Origin of the sequence: Micromonospora sp. DT63 (assembly GCF_049841615.1) — a bacterium.
GTDB lineage: Bacteria > Actinomycetota > Actinomycetes > Mycobacteriales > Micromonosporaceae > Micromonospora.
In genome coordinates this window covers 347,158-367,068 of the sequence record NZ_JBNCKQ010000005.1, presented here as the reverse complement: position 1 = coordinate 367,068, position 19,911 = coordinate 347,158, and the positions used below count along the sequence as shown (strand labels likewise).

The following is a 19,911-nucleotide window of genomic DNA, read 5'->3' as shown; positions in this document are numbered from 1 at the left end:
GCCCGGCGGCGGGAGGCGGCGGGCACGCGGATGCGACAGTGGTCGCCGGGGCGTTCCCGGCGACCCGCTCGTCGCGGTGTACGGCCCGCCTCAGCGGCGGGACGGGCTCAGCGGTGCCCCTCCGGGCGCTGCCGCCACCTGTCTTCCATCCGGTCCAGGATCGACCGGCGGCGACCGGACCGGCCACCGCGGGGACGACGACTCGTCGTGCCACCCACCACGTGCAGGTCAGGTGACTGCGCCCGCCGGTGCGACTGCACCGCGAACGCGGCCGACGCCAGCATGACGACGAAGCCCGCCACCGCGAGCGGTGGAGTCTTGATCACCGCGCCGTAGACCAGTAGAGCCAAGCCAGCGATGATCACGCCGGCAGCGACGAGCAGGCGACGCCGCGCGTGGAAGCGCGGATCGCTGGCGCGCACGGCCGAGGCGAATTTGGGGTCCTCGGCAAGCGACCGCTCGATCTGCTCGAACAGCCGCTGCTCGTGCTCCGAGAGCGGCACGGCACTCCTCCCCGGTCACGTTGGTCGGGCCCACTCGGGCCGACAGACCGTGGCAGCCAACCGGCTGCTTACCCGCAAGTCTACGAGGGGGGTCGCGCGTCGGAAAGCGGGACGACCTACGGGTGGGGCGGATTTTCCTTTCGATGGGCGTCACGGTCGCCCATCAGACTGGCCGGACCTATGACGGACCGCCCGAATCGGGCAGCAGCGGCGTCCGCGGCGGCTTCCGCCTCCCGCCAACCGCGCTCGGGTGCGCCGAGGGTCAACTGCCGGGGAGCGCCCTGCGCCGAGGCGAGCCCTTCCACCCGGACGCCGACGAGCCGGATCCGCTCGCCCGGGTCCAGTGCGGTGTAGAGCGCCCAGACCGTGTCGAACATCTCGCGGGCGGTGTCGGTGGGCACGCCGAGGGTGCGGGAGCGGTTGACGGTGCGAAAGTCGGCCAGCCGCACCTTGAGGGTGACCGTGCGCCCGACCTGGCCGGAACCGCGCAACCGGACACCGACCTTCGCGCTGAGCGCCAGCAGGGCGCGGCGGATCTCCAGCGGGTCGGCCACGTCGGCGTCGAAGGTCACCTCGGCGCCGATCGACTTGTCGACATGCTCGGGGGTCACCCGCCGCGGGTCACGCCCTGCGGCCAGCTCGTGCAGGTGCGCCGCGGACGCCGCACCCACCGCCTGGCGGAGCAGGCCCAGCGGCGCCGCGGCGAGGTCGCCGACGGTGGCCAGGCCGAGCCGGCGCAGTGTCTCGGCGGCCCGCTCCCCCACGCCCCACAGCGCATTCACCGGTAGCGGGTGCAGGAACTCCAGGACCTGCCCCGGAGGCACGACCAACAGCCCGTCGGGTTTGGCCCGGGTGGAACCCAGCTTGGCCACGAACTTGCTCGGCGCCACACCGACCGAGCAGGTCAGCCCCTGCTCGTCGGCGACCCGACGCCGGATCAACCGGGCGATGGTCGCCGGGGAGCCGAACAGTCTGCGCGCCCCGGCAACGTCGAGGAACGCCTCGTCGAGGGAGAGCGGCTCGACCAGCGGGGTGACGTCCCGGAAGATCTGCATGACCGCCCGGGACGCGGCCGTGTAGGCGGTGAAGTCCGGTGGCAGGTAGACCGCGTGGGGGCAGCGGGCGCGGGCCTGGCTGGTCGGCATCGCGCTGCGGACCCCGTACCGGCGGGCCTCGTAGCTGGCCGAGCTGACCACGCCGCGCGGCCCCACACCGCCGACGATGACCGGCCGGCCGCGCAGCTCGGGTCGACGGCGCACCTCGACGGCGGCGAAGAAGGCGTCCATGTCGATGTGCAGGATCGGGCTTGCGGAATCGTCGGCGTCCGGCCCGAAGCGCGGATCGTCGCCCCGGGGCAACGACTGGCTGCGGCCCATCGGAGCAGGTTAACCCGGGGGTACGACAGCACCACCGGCCGACCGGCCGGACCGCGCGCCGGTCAGCCCCGCACGACCAGCAGCGGCACGGTCAGCTCGGCCGCGGTGTCCGCCCCGTGGTACGCCACCAGCTTCGACGCCATCGGCCGCTCGGTGCGGCTGGCCATGACGGCGTACGTGTCGTTGCAGGTCACCACCACGTCGCCGATCCGTTCCAGGTGCTCCTCGGGCACCGGCCCGAACCAGCCGGTGGCCACCATCTCCTCCCGGGTACGCACCCGCGCCGCGTCGCCGAGCACCGCCGACCAGGCGGCCACCACGTCGTCGACCGCGCCCGGCTGGGCGTGCAGGTAGCGCACCCGGGCCTCGCCGGCGACCACCCGGACCCCGTCGCGCAGTCGTGGATCGGTGTCCAGGTCGAAACGGTGCGCCAGGGGCACGTCGAGCTGCCCGTGGTCGGCGGTCACCAGCAGCGCCGCGTCCGGCGGCAGCCCGTCGAGCAGCCGGGCGAGCAGGGTGTCCACCTCGGTCGCGGCGACCCGCCAGGGCGCCGAGTCGACTCCGCTGAGGTGCCCGTGCCGGTCCAGGTCGGCGTGGTAGCCCGAGACCAGGGTCGGCCCGTCGCCGGCGGACAGCGCGGCCAGCATGGTGCCAGCCACCTCGTCGGCGCCGGCGGCGCCCCGGAAGTCGCCGCCCCGGTTGGCGGCCACTGTCAACCCGCTGCCGCCGAACTCGGGCCGGCTCACCACGGTCGTCGTCACACCGGCGGCGCGGGCCCGTTGGAGCTGGGTGGGCACCGGCTGCCAGCGCAGCGGCGACGGGTCGGCGGCCCAGTCGGTGTGGGTGAGCACCCGATCGGTGCCGGGCACCCGCACCGTGAAGCCGAGCACGCCGTGCGCGCCGGGCGCGACGCCGGTGCCGAGCGTCACGAGGCTCGTCGGCGTGGTGGACGGGAAACCGGCGATGAGCGGCCGACCCACCGTCGCCGCCAGCCCGGCGAGGGTCGGCGCGTGCGGCGCGGCGGTCGGCAGCTGGTACCAGCCGAGCCCGTCGACCAGCAGTACGGCGATCCGGCGTACCCCGGCCAGGGCCGGGACCAGCCCGAGCGGGTCGGTCGACCCGGGCACGCCCAGCACGGCGAGCGCGCTGGGCAGCACGTCGGCGAGTCGGTCCCCGCTGCGCGGCGGGCCGAGGACGGCCAGCGGCGGCGGCCCACCGCCCGGTGCGACGGTCATGCCGGCCGGCGGGCGAACAGGTGCAGTTGGGCGGCCAGGTCCCGGTAGGGGGACTGCGCGGCAAGCGCCAGTTCCAGCTCGACCAGGGCCGTGGACTGCCCGTCGGCGACCGAGGCGGGCAGCAGGTCGGCCAGCACGCGTACCCCGTGGATCTCCTCGACCGCCAGCCCGGCGGCGGTGAGCAGCGCGGCGGCGCCGGGGGCGTCGTAGCGGCGGCGCAGCGTGTCGCGCGGCCCGGCGGTGCCGGCCGGATCGGCGGCCAGTGCGGTCGCCACGTCCAGATGGCCGTTCATCGCCCGGCCCAGCACGGCGGCGGCCCGGCCGGCCACCAGGACGCTGGCCGCGCCGCCGGGGCGCAACGCGCCGGCCAGCGCGGCGACCACCGGTGTGGGGTCGTCGACGACCTCCAGCACGGCGTGGCAGAGCACCAGGTCGACGCTCGCCGGCTCGACCAGCCCGGCCAGGGCGTCGCCGTCGCCCTGCACGGCCACGATCCGGTCGGCGACCCCGGCCTCGGCGGCCCGACGGGTGAGCGCCGCGAGGGCGTCGGGGCTCGCGTCGACGACGGTGACCCGGTGCCCTGCGCGGGCCAGCGGGACGGCGAAACCGCCGGTCCCGCCGCCCACGTCCAGCACGGTCAGCTCGGTGTCGCCGCGCCGGTCCAGCTCGGCGCGCAGCACCGACCAGATCGCGGCGGTACGGGGGGTCAGCGGGGGCCCGACGAACCGGCCTCGGGTCTGTTCCACCCGGTCGAGCCTAGTGGTCAGGACTCGGCGCCCTCGACAGCGTCCTCGGCCCGGGACCGGCGCTCGTTGGCCACCGGACCGTTGGTCACCTCGTACTCGCGGGGGTCGGTGAGGTGCGACGGCATCCAGCCGGCGCCCAGCCGGGTCCGTCGGGCGTTGGCGATCCCGCCGCCGGTGTACGTGTCGTTCCCCATCACTTGTCATTCCCCCTCACGGATCACGGGCCGCTCTGCCCGCTCAGGACGAGTCTCCCGCCCGGGGGCGCCGGAAACCGTAATGTGGATCACTGGATCAGCGGAAGTCGCGGGACGCGGGGCTGACCGGCGGCTCGATGGCGTCCAGCCGGTCGGCGACCAGGTTGGTCACCCCCTCGTGCCGTTGCAGTCGACCCCGGACCACAAGCGCGGCGCTGGTGCGGGCCACCCGCCGGTAGCGCTGCCACAGCCCCGGTGAGCAGGTGACGTTGAGCATCCCGGTCTCGTCCTCCAGGTTGAGGAAGGTCACTCCGCCGGCGGTCGCGGGGCGCTGCCGGTGGGTGACGATGCCGCCGACCCGGATCCGCTGGCCCGGCTCCACCCGACCGAGCCGGGCGATCGGCACCGCGCCGAGCACGTCGAGCTGCCCCCGGATGAACCGGGCCGGGTGGCTCTCCGGCGACAGGCCGGTGGCCCACACGTCGGCGACCAGCCGGTCCACCGCCTCCATGCCGGGCAGCGTGGGCGCCGCCGCGCCGGTCACCGTGCCGGGCAGCCGGCCCGGCCGGTCCTGGGCCGCCGCACCGGCGGCCCAGAGCGCCTCCCGCCGGGTCAGCCCGAAACAGGCGAAGGCGTCCGCGGTGGCCAGCGCCTCCAGCTGCGCGGCGGTGAGGCCGACCCGCCGGGCCAGATCCGGCATGTCGCGGTACGCCCCGCCGGCCGCCCGCTCGGCCTCGATCCGCTCGGCCACCTCGGCGCCGAGGGTACGCACGCTGGACAGCCCCAGCCGGACGGCCGGACCGCCCAGCCCCCAGGCGTGCGGCGGCTCCCCCGGCCCGCTGCCCCACCGGGTGTCCGGGGTGGACTCCAGCACCGCCAGCGCCCCGCTGGCGTTGATGTCCGGGCGACGAACCTCCACCCCGTGCCGGCGGGCGTCGTCGACAAGGGTCTGCGGGGAGTAGAAACCCATCGGCTGGGCGTTGAGCAGCGCGGCCAGGAACGGCCCCGGGTGGTAGCGCTTGAGCCAGGAGCTGGCGTACACCAGGTAGGCGAAGCTCATCGCGTGGCTCTCCGGGAAGCCGTAGCTGGCGAACGCGGTGAGCTTGCGGTAGACGTCGTCGGCCAGCTCGCCGGTGATGCCCCGCTCGGCCATCCCGGCGTAGAGCCGGTCGGCGATGCGGTTCATCCGCTCGACCGAGCGTTTCGCGCCCATCGCCCGGCGCAGCTGGTCGGCCTCGGCCGCGTCGAAACCGGCCAGGTCGATGGCGAGCTGCATCAACTGCTCCTGGAACAGCGGCACACCCAGGGTCTTCTCCAGCGCGTTGCGCATCAGCGGGTGGGCGAAGGTCACCGGCTCCTGACCGTTCTTGCGCCTGATGAACGGGTGCACCGAGCCGCCCTGGATCGGGCCGGGTCGGATCAGCGCCACCTCGACCACCAGGTCGTAGAACTCGCGGGGCTTGAGCCGGGGCAGGGTGGCCATCTGCGCACGGCTCTCCACCTGGAACACCCCCACCGAGTCGGCCCGGCAGAGCATGTCGTACACCTCCGGGTCGTCCAGCGTCATGTCGCCGAGGTCGAGCCGGGAGCCGATCATGTCGTAGCCGTAGTGCAGCGCGGACAGCATGCCGAGGCCGAGCAGGTCGAACTTCACCAGGCCGACCGCCGCGCAGTCGTCCTTGTCCCACTGGAGCACGCTGCGCCCGGGCATCCGCCCCCACTCCACCGGGCAGACCTCGATCACCGGACGGTCGCAGATCACCATGCCGCCGGAGTGGATGCCCAGGTGCCGGGGGAACGTCTGCAACTCGTTGGCGTACTCCACCACCTGCTCCGGGATGCCCTCGACGTCGACCGTGGCGACCGAGCCCCACCTGTCGATCTGCTTGCTCCAGGCGTCCTGCTGACCGGGTGAGAAGCCGAACGCCTTGGCCACGTCCCGCACCGCCGAGCGGGGCCGGTAGGAGATGACGTTGGCTACCTGGGCGGCGTGCTCGCGGCCGTATCGGGTGTAGACGTGCTGGATCACCTCCTCCCGGCGGTCGGACTCGATGTCCACGTCGATGTCCGGTGGGCCGTCCCGCTCCGGGGCGAGGAACCGTTCGAACAGCAGCCGGTGCCGGACGGCGTCCACGTTGGTGATGCGCAGCGCGTAGCAGACCGCCGAGTTGGCCGCCGAGCCCCGGCCCTGGCAGTAGATGTCCTGCTCACGGCAGAACGAGACGATGTCGTAGACCACCAGGAAGTAGCCGGGGAAACCCAGCTCCTCGATCATGTTCAGCTCGTGGTCGAGCTGCGCGTACGCGCTCGGGTGCGCCTGCGGGGGGCCGTAGCGCTCCCGCGCCCCGTCGGCGGTCAGCTTGCGCAGCCAGCTCATCTCGGTGTGCCCCGGCGGCACCGGGTACGCCGGCAGTTGCGGCGCGACCAGTTGCAGGTCGAAGGCCAGCTCGGCGCCGAACTCGGCGGCCCGGGCCACCGCGCCCGGGTACGCGGCGAACCGGGCCGCCATCTCCGCGCCGCTGCGCAGGTGGGCGGTGGCCGCCGCGGGCAGCCAGCCGTCGATCTCGTCGAGGCTGCGCCGGGCCCGGACGGCGGCGACAGTGGTGGCCAGCCGACGCCGACCGGGGCTGGCGTAGTGCACGTTGTTGCTGGCCACCGTCGGCAGCCCGGCCGCGGCGGCCAGCTCGGCGAGCGCGTCGTTGCGGTCGGCGTCGACGGGATGCCCGTGGTCGGTCAGCTCCACCGCCACCGTCTCCGCGCCGAAGAGCGCGGTCAGCCGGTCCAGCTCGCGGGCCGCCGCGTCCACCCCCTCGGTGAGCAGCGCGCCCGGCACGTGCCCCTTGCGGCAGCCGGTCAGCACCAGCACGTGGTCGCGCAGCTCGGCGGCGACCTCCTCCAGCTCCCCGTAGACCGGGCGGCCCTTCTCACCGCCGCGCAGCTGGGCGCGGGCGATGGTGGTGGCCAGCCGGGCGTATCCCTCATGACCGTGCGCGAGCACCAGCAGGTGCGCGCCGTGCGGGTCGGGTTCGCCGTTCTGCGGGCCGGGCAGCCCGAGGGACAGCTCCGCGCCGAAGATGGTCGGCAGGCCCAGCGTGCGGGCCGCCTCGGCGAAGCGGACCACGCCGTAGAAGCCGTCGTGGTCGGTGACGGCGAGCGCGGTGAGCCCCAGCCGGGCCGCCTCCTCGGCCAGCTCCTCGGGATGGCTGGCGCCGTCGAGGAAGCTGAAGTTGGTGTGCGCGTGCAGCTCCGCGTAGGGCACCACGCCGTCGGGGCGGGGCAGCTCCGGCGGCTGGTACTGCTCGCGCCGGCGACTCCAGGCCGGGGAGTCCCCACCGTCAGCGTCCACGGCGAGCGGGTCCACCACGTGCAGGTGCCGCTCCTCGCGCGACCGCCCGCCGCCCGACCTGCCGGAGCCGCCGGAGCCGCCGTCGGCCCGGCCGGAGAGCACCCGCTCCAACTCCGACCAGGGCATCTTCGGGTTGTGGAAGCTCATCCGGCCGCTCCGCCCGCGCCGGCCGCTCCGGCCGGTCGGGCCGCTCCGGCGGCGGCATGATCGACCAGGCGCAGGGCGGTGAGCGGCCGCGCCGACGACGAGCACGATGGCGGCTGCCCCGCCAGCGGCGAAGTGCCTAATGAGCGTGATGACTCACAGGCATCTTGATGCCTGTGAGTCATCACGCTCATTGGGACATCTGCCCCCTGGCCAACACCGAACCCGCCAATACCGAACCCACCGACGCCAGGCCAAGCGACACCAGGCCAAGCGACACCAGGCCAAGCGACACCGGGCCGGGACCTACCTGACTCAGTCATAGATCGCCTCCACCAGCCACTGCCCGGACTCCACGGCGAGCAGCAGAGCGGTGCCGTCGGCGAGGCTGACCTGGAACCGTGCCCGACGGCGAGCCTCGGCCGGCGCCCACCAGCGCTCGTCCACCGGCCAGGGGCCGGCCCAACCCACGATCACCGCCGGCTGGCCGGTACCGACCACCAGCCGGACCGGTGGGGCGCTCACCGCCAACCGCGCGCTGATCACCACCGGCTCGCCGGCGGTGTCGTGCACTGTCGCCGCGAGCGGGCTGGGCAGCACCACGGCGGGCGCGGGCGGCGGCAACCGGCCCGGCCACGGCGGAACGCCCCCGCCGCGATCAGCAGGCAGACCGGCGCCGCCGACACGGCCACCGCCGACACGATCACCGCCAGCACGGCCACCGCCGGCGGTCGGGTCGGCGCCGGCGCCGGCCGGGGGGCCGGGGCGGGCGGGGAGGCGTTCGTCGCCCCACGGCACCAGGCGCACCTGGTCGGCCGGGGAACGCCCACCGCCGAGCACCGCCGTGACCACCGCTTCCGGGCCGAGGATGCCCTGCACCCGACTCAATGCGCGGTGCGCCCTCTCCCGCTCCTCACCCGTCTCCCCCCAGAGGCCGGTCTGCAGGCCGGCCTGGGCGATCACCCCGTCCGGGATCAGCCGCAGCCGGATGATGCCGGCCGTCGGCCGGGCCGGGCGGGCACCGGCGCGGCCGTTGCTGCCGGAGAGCCAGCCGTCGAGCTGCCAGCGCACCCGGTCGGCGATGGCGGCGGCGGTGAGGAGGCCGTCGTGCCGCCACACCCGGTGCAGCTCCTGCCCGTGCTCGGTGACCGCCTCGATGCCGAGCCGCGTGCAGGCCAGCCCGTGCCCGGCGAGCCGGTCGTGCAACTGCTCGGCCAGCGCGCGGGCGGCGAACGCCGCCGCGTCGACCCGGTCGAGCGGCTCGTCGTACGCGCAGGTCACCGTCAGGTCGGTCGGTGGCTGCCGGACGGCGAGCGGGCGGTGATCCCGGCCGGCGGCCAGCCGGTGGGCCAGCGCGCCGTCGAACCCGAACCGGGCCAGCACGTCGCCGGCCGGTAGCGCGGCGAAGTCGCCGAGGGTCCGCACCCCCAGCCGGCGCAGCAGATCGGCCAGTGCGGACCGACCGAGCGCCTCGACCGGCATCCCGGCCAGGAACGCCGGTGTCCCGCCCGGCTCCACCACCCGGCCGGCGCGAGCGGCCAACCCCGCGGCGAACACCCCGTCGGCGATGCCCACCTGGCTCTCCACCAGACAGGACTGGGCGACATGCTCGATGAGCCGCTCGGCGGCCGCCTCCTCGCCGCCGAGGTAACGACTCGGACCCCGGGCGGCGACCGCGCAGGCACCCGGACGGACCACCTCGACGCCGGCGACCAGCTCCTCCAGCGCGGCGACCACCGGCTCGAACGCCCGGGCATCCCGGCCCGGGTCGTACTCCACGACGGTGAGCTGCGGGCAGCGGCCCTGCGCCTCCCGCTTGCGCAGCCCTCGGCGCACACCCTCGGCACGGGCCCGCTCGGAGCAGGCGACCACCCGGTTGGCGTGCAGCACGGCGACCGGACCGGTGGCCGGCACCCCGTCGACGATCTCCGCGGCGAGCACCGGCCAGTCCGGGCACCACAGCAGCAGGGTCCGGATCGGCGAGCCGGTCACCCCGACCCGACCAGGGCGAGCGGCACGGACGGACGGCCCACGGTCGACCGCACCGTCCGGGGAATGACCCGGGTGAGCTCGGCGCCGGGGAGCCAGACCTTGATCTCCTTGGGTCGGGCGGCCGCTCCGCGCCCGCGCGCCGAGACGGTGACCTCCCGGCGACGCAGCCGCCCCCGGCCCTGGCCGAGCCCTTCCCAGACCCCACGGACCACCTGCAACGTCACGTCCGCGCCGTCCCACCGGCCGTACGGAACGAGCACGCTGCCGCGCTGGCGGGCCCGCGCGGCCAGCCGGGTGGCGACCGAGGCGGAGACCGCGGCGGGTACGGCGGTGACCACGACGTCCACCCCGTCGATCAGCGCGGCGACCACGGTGGCCCACTCGGGGCCGGGATTCGGCACCAGGGCCAGCCGGTCCAGGGCGATGCCCAGCTCGGCTGCCGCACCCGCGCCGAACGTCGGCACGCCGACCACCGCGCACCACGAACCGGCCCGGGACGCCTCGGCCAGCAGGGCCAGCACCAGCGAGGTGCCGCCACTGCGTCGGGGCTGACCGGCGGCGACCGCGATCGTGCTGCCACGACGCAGGCCCCGGTTGGGCAGCAGGCCGGTCAGCTCGGGCGCCACCGGCAGCACCCGGTGGCCGCCGACCGGATCGGGTGCGCTCGCCGGGCGGACCAGATCGGCCAGTGCGGCGGAACCGACCACCATGCGGCCCGCCATTGGACCAACCCCCCGTCATTGCAGTGGAACAGATCAGGACCGACGCACCGTGACGCCGGCCGCCCGGCTTCCCTTCCAGGCGGTCGGCGTCACGGCGGGCTCACGCGGCGAGGCCGTCCAGGGCCGGTTGGTGCGCCACGCCGAGCGCGGTCTCCACCACCGTGACGAACTGTTCGGCGGCGCGGAGCAGATCGTCGGCCTCCCGGGCGCTGACCACCCGGGGGATGCCGGCTTCGGCGGCGGCTCGCTTGCTGGCCCCGGCGGCGAAGAACCGGGCCCACTCGTCGAGCTCGGGGGCGACGGCGCAGAGCAGGACCCAGACACTGGTGATCCGGTTGCGCCGGCTCGGGGCGGGCCGGGCCCGGGCGGCGAGCAGGGCGGCCGCCGCACGCAGCGCCGCCAGGTGGGCGGCCGCGTAGCGCAGGCCGTCAGGTCGGGTCTGGCCGGCCTCGACCAGCCCACGGCGGGCCAGGGTGAGGAGCTGGGCAGGGGTGCGGTGCGGCAGCACGTGCGCCGGCACCGTCGGTGCCTGAGCCGGGTTGGTCGGCATGGACTGTCTCCTCCACGTGGCCGGGGCGCGTCGGCCGGGGCAGTGGTGCCGCCGACGAGACGCCGAGGTCGGGTGGTGCGGAGGAAGACGCACCGGGGGTGGCCGGCCGGGTGTGGATGCTTCCCCACACCACACCCGGCCGGCGTACCGGCGGGTTCGTCGCCCGCCGCCCGGGGGTCGTGGGCGGCGGGCGACGCTCCTGCCTGATGGGACCGGGCTCGCGACTGCCCGGAAACCCAGGTGCGGCCCGCGAAGCCACACCGCCCGGAGCTGGCGCCGCGAAACACCGCGCTCCGGCTGGTTGGAACGGGCGTTCGAGGCAATCGAACACTCGTTCTAACTGCTCCTGACAGTACACCTCCCCTCCGACGAAAATGCAACGTGTGACGCGCGCCGAGGCTCGCCGCCCGTACGCACCGGGGTGAACCGGCACCGACGGACCGGGGAAGAATGACGGGATGCAGCCACACCCGAACGTACGGGCGGTGCAGGACGCGCTCGATGACGCCGGCGCGCTCGACGACGCCGGCCAGCCCAGCACGGTCCGCCTCCTGCCCGACGCGGTGCATACCGCGGCGGCCGCGGCCGAGGCGCTCGGCGTCGAGGTCGGCCAGATCGCCAACTCGCTGATCTTCGACGCGGACGACGCGCCGCTGCTCGTGCTCACCTCCGGCGCGCACCGGGTCGACACCGCCGGCCTCGCCGCGGCCATCGGCGTCACCCGGCTGCGTCGGGCCACCCCGGAGTTCGTCCGGACGCACACCGGGCAGCCGATCGGCGGAGTGGCCCCGCTCGGGCACCCGCAGGCACTGCGCACCCTGGTGGACACCGCGCTGGCGGCGTACCCGCAGATCTGGGCCGCGGGCGGCGTACCGCAGGCGGTCTTCCCGACCACCTACGCCGAGCTGCTGCGCGTCACCGCCGGCACCCCGGCCGAGGTGGCGTGAACGAGCACCGCAGCGCCGTACCGGAGCTGGTCACCCTGCACGTGTGGCGGACCTCCCGCGGCGCGCTGCCCCGGGCGCTGACCCGGATGGCGGTGGACCCGCGTCGACTGCGGGCCCTGCCGGGCGTCCGGTTCGGCAAACTGCTGGGCACGGGGACCGGCACCGGCTTCGGGCCGGGTGACGCCGACCTGACCCGGTGGGCGGCGCTGACCGTCTGGGACTCCCCCGCCGCGGCCGCCGGCTTCGACGACTCGCCGGTCGGCCGGGCCTGGGCGCGGATCGCCCACGCCCGGGCCCGGGTCGACCTCCGCCCGCTGAGCAGCCGGGGCGAGTGGTCCGGCCGGCGACCGTTCGGCGAGCCGCCGGGCGGCCGGGTCACCGGCCCGGTGCTGGCGCTGACCCGCGCCCGGTTGCGGGCCCGCCGGGCGGCCACCTTCTGGCGGGCGATCCCGCCGGTGGCCGCCGCCCTGCGCGACGCGCCCGGGCTGCTGGCCCGGTTCGGCGTCGGTGAGGCCCCACTGGGATGGCAGGGCACGGTGAGCGTGTGGCGCGACCCGACGGACCTGGTGGCGTTCGCGTACCGTCACCCGGAGCATCGGGCGGCGATCATGCGAACCCCCACCGCGGGCTGGTACGCCGAGGAGTTGTTCGCCCGGTTCGAGGTACGTGACGTGGTCGGCGACCGGACGGTCCTCGGATGGGTCGCCGACGGCGACCAGGCAACAGTGAAGGGTGGACGGGCATGAGGTTGGTGCGCTGGACGCCGGACGATCTCGTCCGACGGCTGGACGACGTGGTGGCCGTCTACGGCGAGGCGATGGGATACCGCACCGACCTGTTGGAGGCCCGGCGCGGCTACATCGCCACCCACGTACGCCGGCCCGGGTTCCGGGCCGTGGCCAGCCTGACCAGCGAGGGTCACCTCGCCGGCTTCGGGTACGGCTATCTGGGCGGTCCGGGCCAGTGGTGGCACGACCAGGTGCACCGGGCGCTGGACGGCCCGACCCGCAAGCGCTGGCTCACCCACTGCTTCGAGGTGGTCGAGCTGCACGTCCGTCCGCCGGCGCAGGGGCACGGGCTGGGCGCCGGGCAGTTGCGGGCGCTGCTCACGATGGCCGAGGGCGACACCACACTGCTGTCCACCCCGGAGGCCGAGGAGCAGACCTCGCGGGCCTGGCGGCTGTACCGGCGGTTCGGCTTCGTCGATGTGCTGCGCGACTTCCACTTCCCCGGTGACGAGCGGCCCTTCGGCGTCCTCGGTCGAGACCTGCCGCTCGAGCCCTCCGCGTCATGAGCCGGCGGATCTCCTGGGCGCTGCTGGCCGTCCTGGTGCTCGCCCAGATCTGCTACCCGTTGACCACCGGCACCACCCGGGCCGGGCTGACCGTGGCCACTGTCGTGCTCGGCTGGCTGCTCTCGGTCGGCCACGCGCTGCTCAGCCGGGGCCCCCGGGTGGCGGCTGCGCTGGTCGCGGTGGCCACCGGCGGCGGGTTCGCGATCGAGGCGATCGGGGTGGCCACCGGTGTGCCCTTCGGCAGTTACGACTACTCCGGTGAGCTGGGCCCCAAGCTGGCCGGGGTGCCACTGATCATCCCGCTGGCCTGGACCTGGATGGCCTGGCCGGCCTGGCTGGCCGCGGTCCGCCTGACCGGCGGCAGCGGCACGTCGACCGGCAACGGCACCGAGGCCGGCAGCGGCACGTCGACCGGCCGGTGGGTGGGCCGGATCGCGCTGGCCACGGTGGGGCTGGCCGCCTGGGATCTCTTCCTCGACCCGCAGATGGTGGCCGAGGGCTACTGGGTCTGGCGGGACGCCACCCCGGCGTTGCCCGGCCTGGCCGGCGTCCCGGTCAGCAACTACCTGGGCTGGCTGCTCTTCGCGGTGCTGCTGATGAGCGCGCTGCGCCCGCTGGCCGGCCCGAGCGCCGAGCACACCGACCGGCGGGACCACCCGATGCTCGCGCTCTACCTGTGGACGTACTTCTCCAGCATCCTGGCCCACGCGGTCTTCCTGGACCTGCCCGCGTCGGCTCTGTGGGGCGCGGCCGGCATGGCGGTGACAGCCGTGCCGCTGGCGGTGACCCTGCTGCGCGCCCGCCGGCCCCACCACGCGCGCCGGGACGACCACCAACCGCACCGCCCCGGCGTCGACGCGACCCGATGACAGTTCTCGTCGCCCTGCTGCTCGCCGTCGCCGCGCTGACCGGGCACACCTGGGTCAACGCCACCCGGTGGCTGCGCCGGCCCACCGATCGACCCGGCGAGGTCGACGAGCCGGTGGCCGTGCTGCTGCCGCTGCGCGACGAGGCCGCCCGGGTCACGCCCTGCCTGCGCGCCCTGCTCGCCCAGCGTGGTGTGCCGGCGCTGCGCATCGTGGTCCTCGACGACGGCTCCACCGACGGCACCGCCGACGTGGTCCGCGCGGTCGTCGGCGACGACCCGCGGGTCACCCTGCTCAGCGGCGTCGCCCCGCCGCCGGGCTGGCTGGGCAAGCCGCACGCCTGCTGGCAGTTGGCCACCCGGGCCGACCCGGCCGCCACCGCGCTGGTCTTCGTCGACGCCGACGTGGTGCTCGCCCCGCACGCAGTGGCCGCGGCGGTCACCGAGCTGCGCGCCGCCCACGCGACGCTGCTGTCGCCGTACCCCCGGATCGTGGTGGCGACGGCGGCCGACCGGCTCGTGCAGCCGTTGTTGCAGTGGTTGTGGCTGACCTTCCTGCCGCTGCGGGCCATGGAGCGCTCGCGGCGGCCGTCGCTGGCCGCGGCGGGCGGGCAGTTCCTGGTGGTGGACCGGGCCGGCTACACCGCCGCCGGCGGGCACGCGTCCGTCGCCGACAAGATCCTGGAGGACGTCGAGCTGGCCCGGGCCGTCAAGCGCGCGGGGAGGCGGATCGCCCTGGCCGACGGTTCCCGGCTGGCCACCTGCCGGATGTACGACGACTGGCCGCAGCTGCGCGACGGGTACTCGAAGTCGCTGTGGGCGTCGTTCGGGCACCCCGGCGCGGCGGCCGCCGTGGTGACGCTGCTGCTCCTGCTCTACACCGCTCCGCCGCTGGTCGCGCTGGCGGTCGCCTCGACAGCTCCCCGGATGTCACTGGTTGCGCTCAGCGCATACCTGCTCGGGGTGGCCGGGCGGGTGCTCACCGCCCGGGCGACCGGCGGCCGATGGTGGCCCGACGCGCTCGCACACCCCGTGTCGGTCGTGGTCCTCGGTTGGCTGACGCTGCGGTCGTACCATCTGCGAAAGCGACGCCGCCTGACCTGGCGGGGCCGCCCGGTCAGCTAGGAGGACGCGGCATGGCGCGGATCGTGGTCGTCGGCGCCGGGGTGGGTGGCCTCGCCACCGCCGCCCGGCTGGCCGCAACCGGGCACCAGGTGACCGTCTTCGAGGCCGCCGACACGGTCGGCGGCAAGCTCGGCAGGTACGCGCACGACACCCCGGCCGGGACGTTCCACTTCGACACCGGGCCGAGCCTGCTCACCCTGCCCGAGGTCTTCCACGACCTGTTCGAGGCGACCGGGGCGAAGCTCGACGAGTACCTGGACCTGACGCCGCTGGACCCGATCGTCCGGCACGTCTTTCCAGGCGGCGGCACGACACTGGATTCGTGCACCGACCCGGTGGAGTTCGCCACGCGGATCGGGGCCGCCCTCGGCGACCGGGCGGCGGCCGACTGGCAGCGGCTGTGGCGCCGGGCCGCCCGGGTGTGGGAGGCCTCCTCGCGGGACATCCTGCGCCGTACCGTCGACTCCCCCCGCGACCTCGCGTCGCTGGCCTGGCGCGTCGGTGACCTGGCCGCCATCGCACCGGGCCGCACCCTGCGCGGGCTGGGCCGCCGGCACCTGTCCGACCCGCGGCTGCGGATGCTGCTGGACCGCTACGCCACCTACACCGGCGCCGACCCGCGCCGGGCCCCGGCGGCGCTGGTCGCGGTCCCCTACGCCGAGCTGACCTACGGCGGGTGGTACCTGCGCGGCGGGCTGGGCACGCTCGCCGACGCGCTGCTGACCCGCTGCCTGGACCTCGGCGTGGTCGTGCAGACCGGCACCACTGTCACCCGGATCGACGCCGCGGGCGGCCGGGTGCACGGGGTACGCCTCGCCGGCGTCACCGCGCCGGTGCCCGCCGACGTGGTGGTGGCCAACGTCGACGCGCTCACCGTCTACCGCGACCTGCTGCCCCACGCGCGCCGGCTGGCCGGCCTGACCGATCGCAGCCTGGCCGGTTTCGTGCTGCTGCTCGGCGTCTCCGGCAGCACCGGCCTGGCGCACCACAACGTCTTCTTCCCGCGCGACTACGACGCGGAGTTCGACGCGGTCTTCGGCGATCCGGGGCGGGGCGTCCGGGCCCGACCGGCGGCCGACCCGACGGTGTTCGTCACCGTGGCCGACGACCCGATGGTCCGCCCCGCCGGGCACGAGGCGTGGTTCGTGCTGGTCAACGCCGCCCGGCAGGGCACCGCCGCGGGCGCTGTCGACTGGCGACGCCCGGGGCTGGCCGACGCGTACGCCGATCGGATCCTGGATGTCCTGGCCGAGCGCGGCGTCGACGTGCGGGACCGGCTGCTGTTCCGCGAGGTGCGCACCCCGGCCGACCTGGACGCGGCGACCGGAGCGCCGGGCGGCGCGATCTACGGCACCGCCGGTGGCCTGCTCCGCCCGGCCAACCGGGGCCCGGCGCACGGCCTGTGGCTGGTGGGCGGCTCCAGCCACCCCGGCGGCGGCCTGCCGATGGTGACCCTCTCCGCGCAGATCGTCGCCGACGAGATCGGCCCCGCCTGGTAGGCCCGGCCGCTCAGCCGGCGTCGAGCAGCGCGCGGCGGACGGTGGACAGCAGCTGCCCCAGCCCGAAGCCGGCCAGCAGCACCCACACCGCGGTCGCCATGGTGATGGTGCCGGCGGCCAGCTCCGGCTCGATCAGGCCGGCCAGCCCGGCGACCACCAGGCCCGCCAGCGCGACCGAGACCCGGGTGGGTCGTTCGCCGACGGTCACCGCGCCGATGTCGCGCATCCCGGCGGAGACCGCCCGGGCCCGGACGTACTCGTGCAGCCAGGACAGCGCGCCGCCCGCGACGACAAGCGCGCCCGGTGCGCCGACCAGCCAGAACGCCAGCAGCCACGCCACCTCGCCGAGCCGGTCGGCCAGCGAGTCGTAGACGTAGCCGAGCCGGGTGGTGCGGCCGGTGGCGACGGCCACCGCACCGTCCACGCTGTCGGCCACCGCGGCGAGCAGCACGAACAGCGCGCCGAGGAACGGGCCGTCGCCCGGCCGGGTCGCCAGCAGCGGTACGCAGAAGCAGAGCAGCACCCCCGCCACGGTGACCGGGGTGGGGCCGACCCGCAGCCGGCCCAGCACATACCCGACGTGGTAGGCGAACCGCAGCCAGGCGCGCACCACCGGCGCGGCGACCCGCGGGTCGAACCCGCCGTGCAACCGCGCCCACGCCGTGGCGTACTGGTCCCAGTTCAGCTGTGTGCCCACCTGAGGATCAACCGTCGTGCCGGGCATCAGGTGTCGCAGAGGCCGCGTTCACACCCGCGCGCCGGCCTTGAGGTTCTGCCAGACCTCTCGGGTGGCGGTGGACCGGTTGAGGGTGATGAAGTGGATGCCCGGAACGCCCTCGTCCAGCAGTCGCCGGCACATGTCGCTGGCCTGCTCGATGCCGAGCCGGCGCACCGCCTCCGGGTCGTCGGCCACCTGCTCGAAGCGCGCCGCCAGCGCTGCCGGGAAGGGTGCCCCGGACAGCTGCACGGACCGCTCGATGGTGCCGATCTGGGTCACCGGCATCACCCCGGCCAGGATCGGGGTGTCGCAGCCGGCGGCGGCAACCCGGTCGCGCAGGCGCAGGTAGTCGTCGGCCTCGAAGAACATCTGCGTGATCGCGAACTCGGCGCCGGCCCGGCACTTGCGGACGAACTGCGCGGTGTCGCTGGCCACGTCGGGTGAGCGGGGGTGCTTGTACGGGAAGGCCGCCACGCCGACGCTGAAGTCACCGGAGTCGCGCACCAACCGGACCAGGTCCTCGGCGTAGTCGACGCCCTCGGGGTGCCGGACCCACTCGCCGCCCGGGTTGCCCGGCGGGTCACCGCGCACGGCCAGCACGTTGCGCACCCCGACCCCGGCGAGCCGGCCGATGACGTGCCGCAGCTCGGCCACGGAGTGGTTGACAGCGGTCAGGTGGGCCATCGGCAGCAGGGTGGTGTCGGTGGCGATCCGCTCGGTCACCGCCACCGTGGTGTCCCTGGTCGACCCGCCCGCGCCGTAGGTGATCGACACGAACGAGGGGCGCAGCGACTCCAGCTCGCGGATCGCCTGCCAGAGCAGCCGCTCCCCCGCCTCGGTCTTGGGCGGGAAGAACTCGAACGAGAAGGTCGGCTGGCGGTCACGGATGAGCTCCCCGATCGCCGGCTGCGGATTGGGGAGTACCGAGGGAAGACCGAGCGCCACGACCCGACTCTAGCGGGCGGCGCCACCGGCACCCAGACGCTTCCCAACGGCGGGGAAGGCCGTCGTACCCCAGGGGTAGGAAGGAGTGGCGCGGGAGGGGCGGTGGGGGCGGCCCGGGAGGTCCGGCGCGGGGGTCACACAGCCGAGAGGTGCGCCGGTCCCGTCCCGTCGGACGGGCGGGTGGCACCGCGCCACCGCCCCGCCGGGAGGACCCATGACCTCGCCCCCACCGCCGCGCCGCACCCAGCTCGGGCCGCTCCTGGTCCGGCATCGGCTGGCCCGGGGTTGGAGCCAGCGGCGCACCGCCGCCGAGTTGTGCGCCGCGTCGGGCGTGCCGACGTTGAGCCGTCACGAGGTGTCCCGGTGGGAACGGCAGCGACGCGTGCCCGGCGGGTTCTGGCTCGGTTGGCTCGCGTTCGTGCTGGACGTACCGGTGGTGGTGCTCGCCGAGGCGGCCGCGCGGACCCGACGGACCCGCTCGACGGCGGCCGGCGGGCCGGGCCGGCGCGAGGTGGCGGGTACGCGGCCGGGCGGGCGGGTCGGTCCGGGCCACGGCGGCGGGCGACCCGGCGGGAGTACGCGTGGCGGTGGAGCGCGAGCCGGGACGACCCGCTAGCGTCGTGGCGTGACCCATGCTGCTCCCGTTTCCCCCGTCGACCGCGCCGGCCTGCGGGAGCGGGTCGACCGGGCGCTCACCGATTTCCTGGCCGGCCAGCGGGCCCGGTTGACCCGGGTGGACGAGGCCCTCGTCCCGGTGGCGGAGGCGATCGAAGCCTTCGTGCTCGGTGGCGGCAAGCGCCTGCGCCCGGCCTTCGCGTACTGGGGGTTCCGGGGTGCCGGCGGGGTGGACGGCGACCAGGTCCTCACGGCCCTCGCGGCGCTGGAGTTCGTGCAGGCCAGCGCCCTGATCCACGACGACCTGATGGATCGTTCCGACACCCGGCGCGGCGAGCCGGCGGTGCACCGGCGGTTCGCGACCCGGCACCGGGCGGCCGGCTGGGGCGGCGACCCGGACGGGTTCGGCGACTCCGCCGCGATCCTGCTCGGTGACCTCTGCCTGGTGTGGTCCGACGAGCTGCTGCACTCCGCCGGCCTGGACCTGCGGGCGGTGGCCCGGGCCCGGCCGGTCTTCGACGAGATGCGCACCGAGGTCACCGTCGGGCAGTACCTCGACGTGCTGACCCAGGCCACCGGGGACACGTCGGTGGAACGGGCCAGCAAGGTCGCCCGGTACAAGTCGGCGAAGTACACCGTCGAGCGTCCGCTGCTGCTCGGGGCGGCGCTTGCCGACGCCGGCGAGGACGTCCGGACGACCTATTCGGCGTACGGGTTGCCGTTGGGCGAGGCGTTCCAGCTCCGCGACGATGTGCTGGGGGTCTTCGGTGACCCGGCGCAGACCGGCAAGCCGGCCGGGGACGACCTGCGCGAGGGTAAGCGCACCTATCTGGTGGCGGCGGCCGTGGAGGCCACCGACGACGCGGGCCGGGAGCTGCTGCTCAGCCAGCTCGGCGACCCGGGCCTGGACGAGCGGGGCGTGGCCCGGCTACGCGAGCTGATCGAGGCGAGCGGCGCGCTGGCCCGCACCGAGCAGCGGATCGTCACGCTCACCGACTCCGCGCTGGCCGCGCTGGCGGCCGTCGACCTGGACACCGAGGCCCGCCAGGCGCTGGTGGACCTGGCCATAGCGGCGACCCGCCGAGCCGACTGACC

Annotated in this window: 18 protein-coding genes and 2 pseudogenes; 8 read left to right on the top strand and 12 right to left on the bottom strand. The window is 75.3% G+C overall.

What is annotated here, in order from left to right; all coding sequences use genetic code 11:
* Positions 1 to 107: 107 nt before the first annotated feature.
* From ACLQ27_RS20770 to ACLQ27_RS20725, 10 genes and pseudogenes are all read right to left on the bottom strand, one after another.
* A complete protein-coding gene (locus ACLQ27_RS20770; protein ID WP_234590673.1) occupies positions 108 to 503 on the bottom strand; it encodes a DUF3040 domain-containing protein in 396 nt (131 codons plus the stop codon).
* 116 nt (positions 504 to 619) lie between these two features.
* Positions 620 to 1,879, bottom strand: coding sequence for a DNA polymerase IV (locus ACLQ27_RS20765; RefSeq protein WP_425868200.1), 1,260 nt, complete (start codon positions 1,877 to 1,879; stop codon positions 620 to 622).
* A 62-nt stretch (positions 1,880 to 1,941) separates the two neighbouring features.
* Positions 1,942 to 3,114 carry an alkaline phosphatase family protein gene (locus ACLQ27_RS20760; RefSeq protein ID WP_425868199.1) on the bottom strand — a complete coding sequence of 391 codons (1,173 nt, stop codon included), beginning with the start codon at positions 3,112 to 3,114 and terminating at the stop codon, positions 1,942 to 1,944.
* Entirely contained in the window at positions 3,111 to 3,881 is a 771-nt protein-coding gene (locus ACLQ27_RS20755) for a methyltransferase domain-containing protein (protein ID WP_425868329.1), read from the bottom strand. The genes ACLQ27_RS20760 and ACLQ27_RS20755 overlap by 4 nt, the downstream gene beginning before the upstream one ends.
* Entirely contained in the window at positions 3,878 to 4,057 is a 180-nt protein-coding gene (locus ACLQ27_RS20750) for a hypothetical protein (RefSeq protein ID WP_425868328.1), read from the bottom strand. The genes ACLQ27_RS20755 and ACLQ27_RS20750 overlap by 4 nt, the downstream gene beginning before the upstream one ends.
* Positions 4,058 to 4,151: 94 nt before the next feature.
* Positions 4,152 to 7,547, bottom strand: a complete 3,396-nt coding sequence (locus tag ACLQ27_RS20745; RefSeq protein WP_357496785.1) for an error-prone DNA polymerase — start codon at positions 7,545 to 7,547, stop codon at positions 4,152 to 4,154.
* Between the two features lie 312 nt (positions 7,548 to 7,859).
* Positions 7,860 to 8,192, bottom strand: a pseudogene (locus ACLQ27_RS20740) (DNA polymerase Y family protein); the annotation flags it as partial.
* 101 nt (positions 8,193 to 8,293) lie between these two features.
* A pseudogene (locus tag ACLQ27_RS20735) lies at positions 8,294 to 9,521 on the bottom strand (DNA polymerase Y family protein); the annotation flags it as partial.
* Positions 9,522 to 9,532: 11 nt separating this feature from the next.
* A complete protein-coding gene (locus ACLQ27_RS20730; RefSeq protein ID WP_234589092.1) occupies positions 9,533 to 10,258 on the bottom strand; it encodes a hypothetical protein in 726 nt (241 codons plus the stop codon).
* A 100-nt stretch (positions 10,259 to 10,358) separates the two neighbouring features.
* Positions 10,359 to 10,808: an SAV_6107 family HEPN domain-containing protein gene (locus tag ACLQ27_RS20725; RefSeq protein ID WP_234589090.1), complete on the bottom strand. Its 450-nt coding sequence runs from the start codon at positions 10,806 to 10,808 to the stop codon at positions 10,359 to 10,361.
* A 458-nt stretch (positions 10,809 to 11,266) separates the two neighbouring features.
* Here ACLQ27_RS20725 and ACLQ27_RS20720 point away from each other — a divergent pair, with 458 nt between their 5' ends.
* From ACLQ27_RS20720 to ACLQ27_RS20695, 6 genes are read left to right on the top strand one after another with little or no spacing between them, the layout of a single operon-like run.
* Entirely contained in the window at positions 11,267 to 11,755 is a 489-nt protein-coding gene (locus tag ACLQ27_RS20720; RefSeq protein WP_357496781.1) for a YbaK/EbsC family protein, read from the top strand.
* Positions 11,752 to 12,501, top strand: a complete 750-nt coding sequence (locus ACLQ27_RS20715) for a monooxygenase (RefSeq protein ID WP_357575931.1) — start codon at positions 11,752 to 11,754, stop codon at positions 12,499 to 12,501. The genes ACLQ27_RS20720 and ACLQ27_RS20715 overlap by 4 nt, the downstream gene beginning before the upstream one ends.
* Entirely contained in the window at positions 12,498 to 13,049 is a 552-nt protein-coding gene (locus tag ACLQ27_RS20710; RefSeq protein ID WP_234589082.1) for a GNAT family N-acetyltransferase, read from the top strand. The genes ACLQ27_RS20715 and ACLQ27_RS20710 overlap by 4 nt, the downstream gene beginning before the upstream one ends.
* Positions 13,046 to 13,918, top strand: coding sequence for a carotenoid biosynthesis protein (locus ACLQ27_RS20705; RefSeq protein ID WP_357575930.1), 873 nt, complete (start codon positions 13,046 to 13,048; stop codon positions 13,916 to 13,918). Before ACLQ27_RS20710 ends, ACLQ27_RS20705 begins: the two co-directional genes overlap by 4 nt.
* On the top strand, positions 13,915 to 15,039 hold the full coding sequence (locus tag ACLQ27_RS20700; RefSeq protein WP_357496777.1) for a glycosyltransferase: 1,125 nt from the start codon (positions 13,915 to 13,917) through the stop codon (positions 15,037 to 15,039). The genes ACLQ27_RS20705 and ACLQ27_RS20700 overlap by 4 nt, the downstream gene beginning before the upstream one ends.
* Before the next feature lie 11 nt (positions 15,040 to 15,050).
* The gene (locus tag ACLQ27_RS20695; protein WP_425868195.1) at positions 15,051 to 16,538 is read left to right on the top strand and encodes a phytoene desaturase family protein; all 1,488 of its coding nucleotides are present in this window, start codon (positions 15,051 to 15,053) and stop codon (positions 16,536 to 16,538) included.
* A 10-nt stretch (positions 16,539 to 16,548) separates the two neighbouring features.
* On the opposite strand, the gene ACLQ27_RS20690 is transcribed toward ACLQ27_RS20695, so the two are convergent.
* Both ACLQ27_RS20690 and metF read right to left on the bottom strand, forming a co-directional pair.
* The gene (locus tag ACLQ27_RS20690) at positions 16,549 to 17,262 is read right to left on the bottom strand and encodes a CDP-alcohol phosphatidyltransferase family protein (RefSeq protein WP_357496773.1); all 714 of its coding nucleotides are present in this window, start codon (positions 17,260 to 17,262) and stop codon (positions 16,549 to 16,551) included.
* Positions 17,263 to 17,283: 21 nt separating this feature from the next.
* The gene (gene metF, locus ACLQ27_RS20685) at positions 17,284 to 18,201 is read right to left on the bottom strand and encodes a methylenetetrahydrofolate reductase [NAD(P)H] (RefSeq protein ID WP_234589074.1); all 918 of its coding nucleotides are present in this window, start codon (positions 18,199 to 18,201) and stop codon (positions 17,284 to 17,286) included.
* 214 nt (positions 18,202 to 18,415) lie between these two features.
* Here metF and ACLQ27_RS20680 point away from each other — a divergent pair, with 214 nt between their 5' ends.
* Positions 18,416 to 18,817 (top strand): helix-turn-helix domain-containing protein, encoded by a 402-nt coding sequence (locus tag ACLQ27_RS20680; RefSeq protein ID WP_357575928.1) that lies wholly within the window; start codon positions 18,416 to 18,418, stop codon positions 18,815 to 18,817.
* A 9-nt stretch (positions 18,818 to 18,826) separates the two neighbouring features.
* The gene (locus ACLQ27_RS20675) at positions 18,827 to 19,909 is read left to right on the top strand and encodes a polyprenyl synthetase family protein (RefSeq protein ID WP_357496768.1); all 1,083 of its coding nucleotides are present in this window, start codon (positions 18,827 to 18,829) and stop codon (positions 19,907 to 19,909) included.
* The last annotated feature ends 2 nt before the right edge of the window (positions 19,910 to 19,911 follow it).

Coding starts and splice junctions, on each gene's coding strand:
- ACLQ27_RS20765 (WP_425868200.1), bottom strand. CDS start 1,879: ATGGGCCGCAGCCAGTCGTTGCCCCGGGGCGACGATCCGCGCTTCGGG.
- ACLQ27_RS20760 (WP_425868199.1), bottom strand. CDS start 3,114: ATGACCGTCGCACCGGGCGGTGGGCCGCCGCCGCTGGCCGTCCTCGGC.
- ACLQ27_RS20745 (WP_357496785.1), bottom strand. CDS start 7,547: ATGAGCTTCCACAACCCGAAGATGCCCTGGTCGGAGTTGGAGCGGGTG.
- ACLQ27_RS20730 (WP_234589092.1), bottom strand. CDS start 10,258: ATGGCGGGCCGCATGGTGGTCGGTTCCGCCGCACTGGCCGATCTGGTC.
- ACLQ27_RS20725 (WP_234589090.1), bottom strand. CDS start 10,808: ATGCCGACCAACCCGGCTCAGGCACCGACGGTGCCGGCGCACGTGCTG.
- ACLQ27_RS20720 (WP_357496781.1), top strand. CDS start 11,267: ATGCAGCCACACCCGAACGTACGGGCGGTGCAGGACGCGCTCGATGAC.
- ACLQ27_RS20710 (WP_234589082.1), top strand. CDS start 12,498: ATGAGGTTGGTGCGCTGGACGCCGGACGATCTCGTCCGACGGCTGGAC.
- ACLQ27_RS20705 (WP_357575930.1), top strand. CDS start 13,046: ATGAGCCGGCGGATCTCCTGGGCGCTGCTGGCCGTCCTGGTGCTCGCC.
- ACLQ27_RS20700 (WP_357496777.1), top strand. CDS start 13,915: ATGACAGTTCTCGTCGCCCTGCTGCTCGCCGTCGCCGCGCTGACCGGG.
- ACLQ27_RS20695 (WP_425868195.1), top strand. CDS start 15,051: ATGGCGCGGATCGTGGTCGTCGGCGCCGGGGTGGGTGGCCTCGCCACC.
- ACLQ27_RS20690 (WP_357496773.1), bottom strand. CDS start 17,262: ATGCCCGGCACGACGGTTGATCCTCAGGTGGGCACACAGCTGAACTGG.
- ACLQ27_RS20680 (WP_357575928.1), top strand. CDS start 18,416: ATGACCTCGCCCCCACCGCCGCGCCGCACCCAGCTCGGGCCGCTCCTG.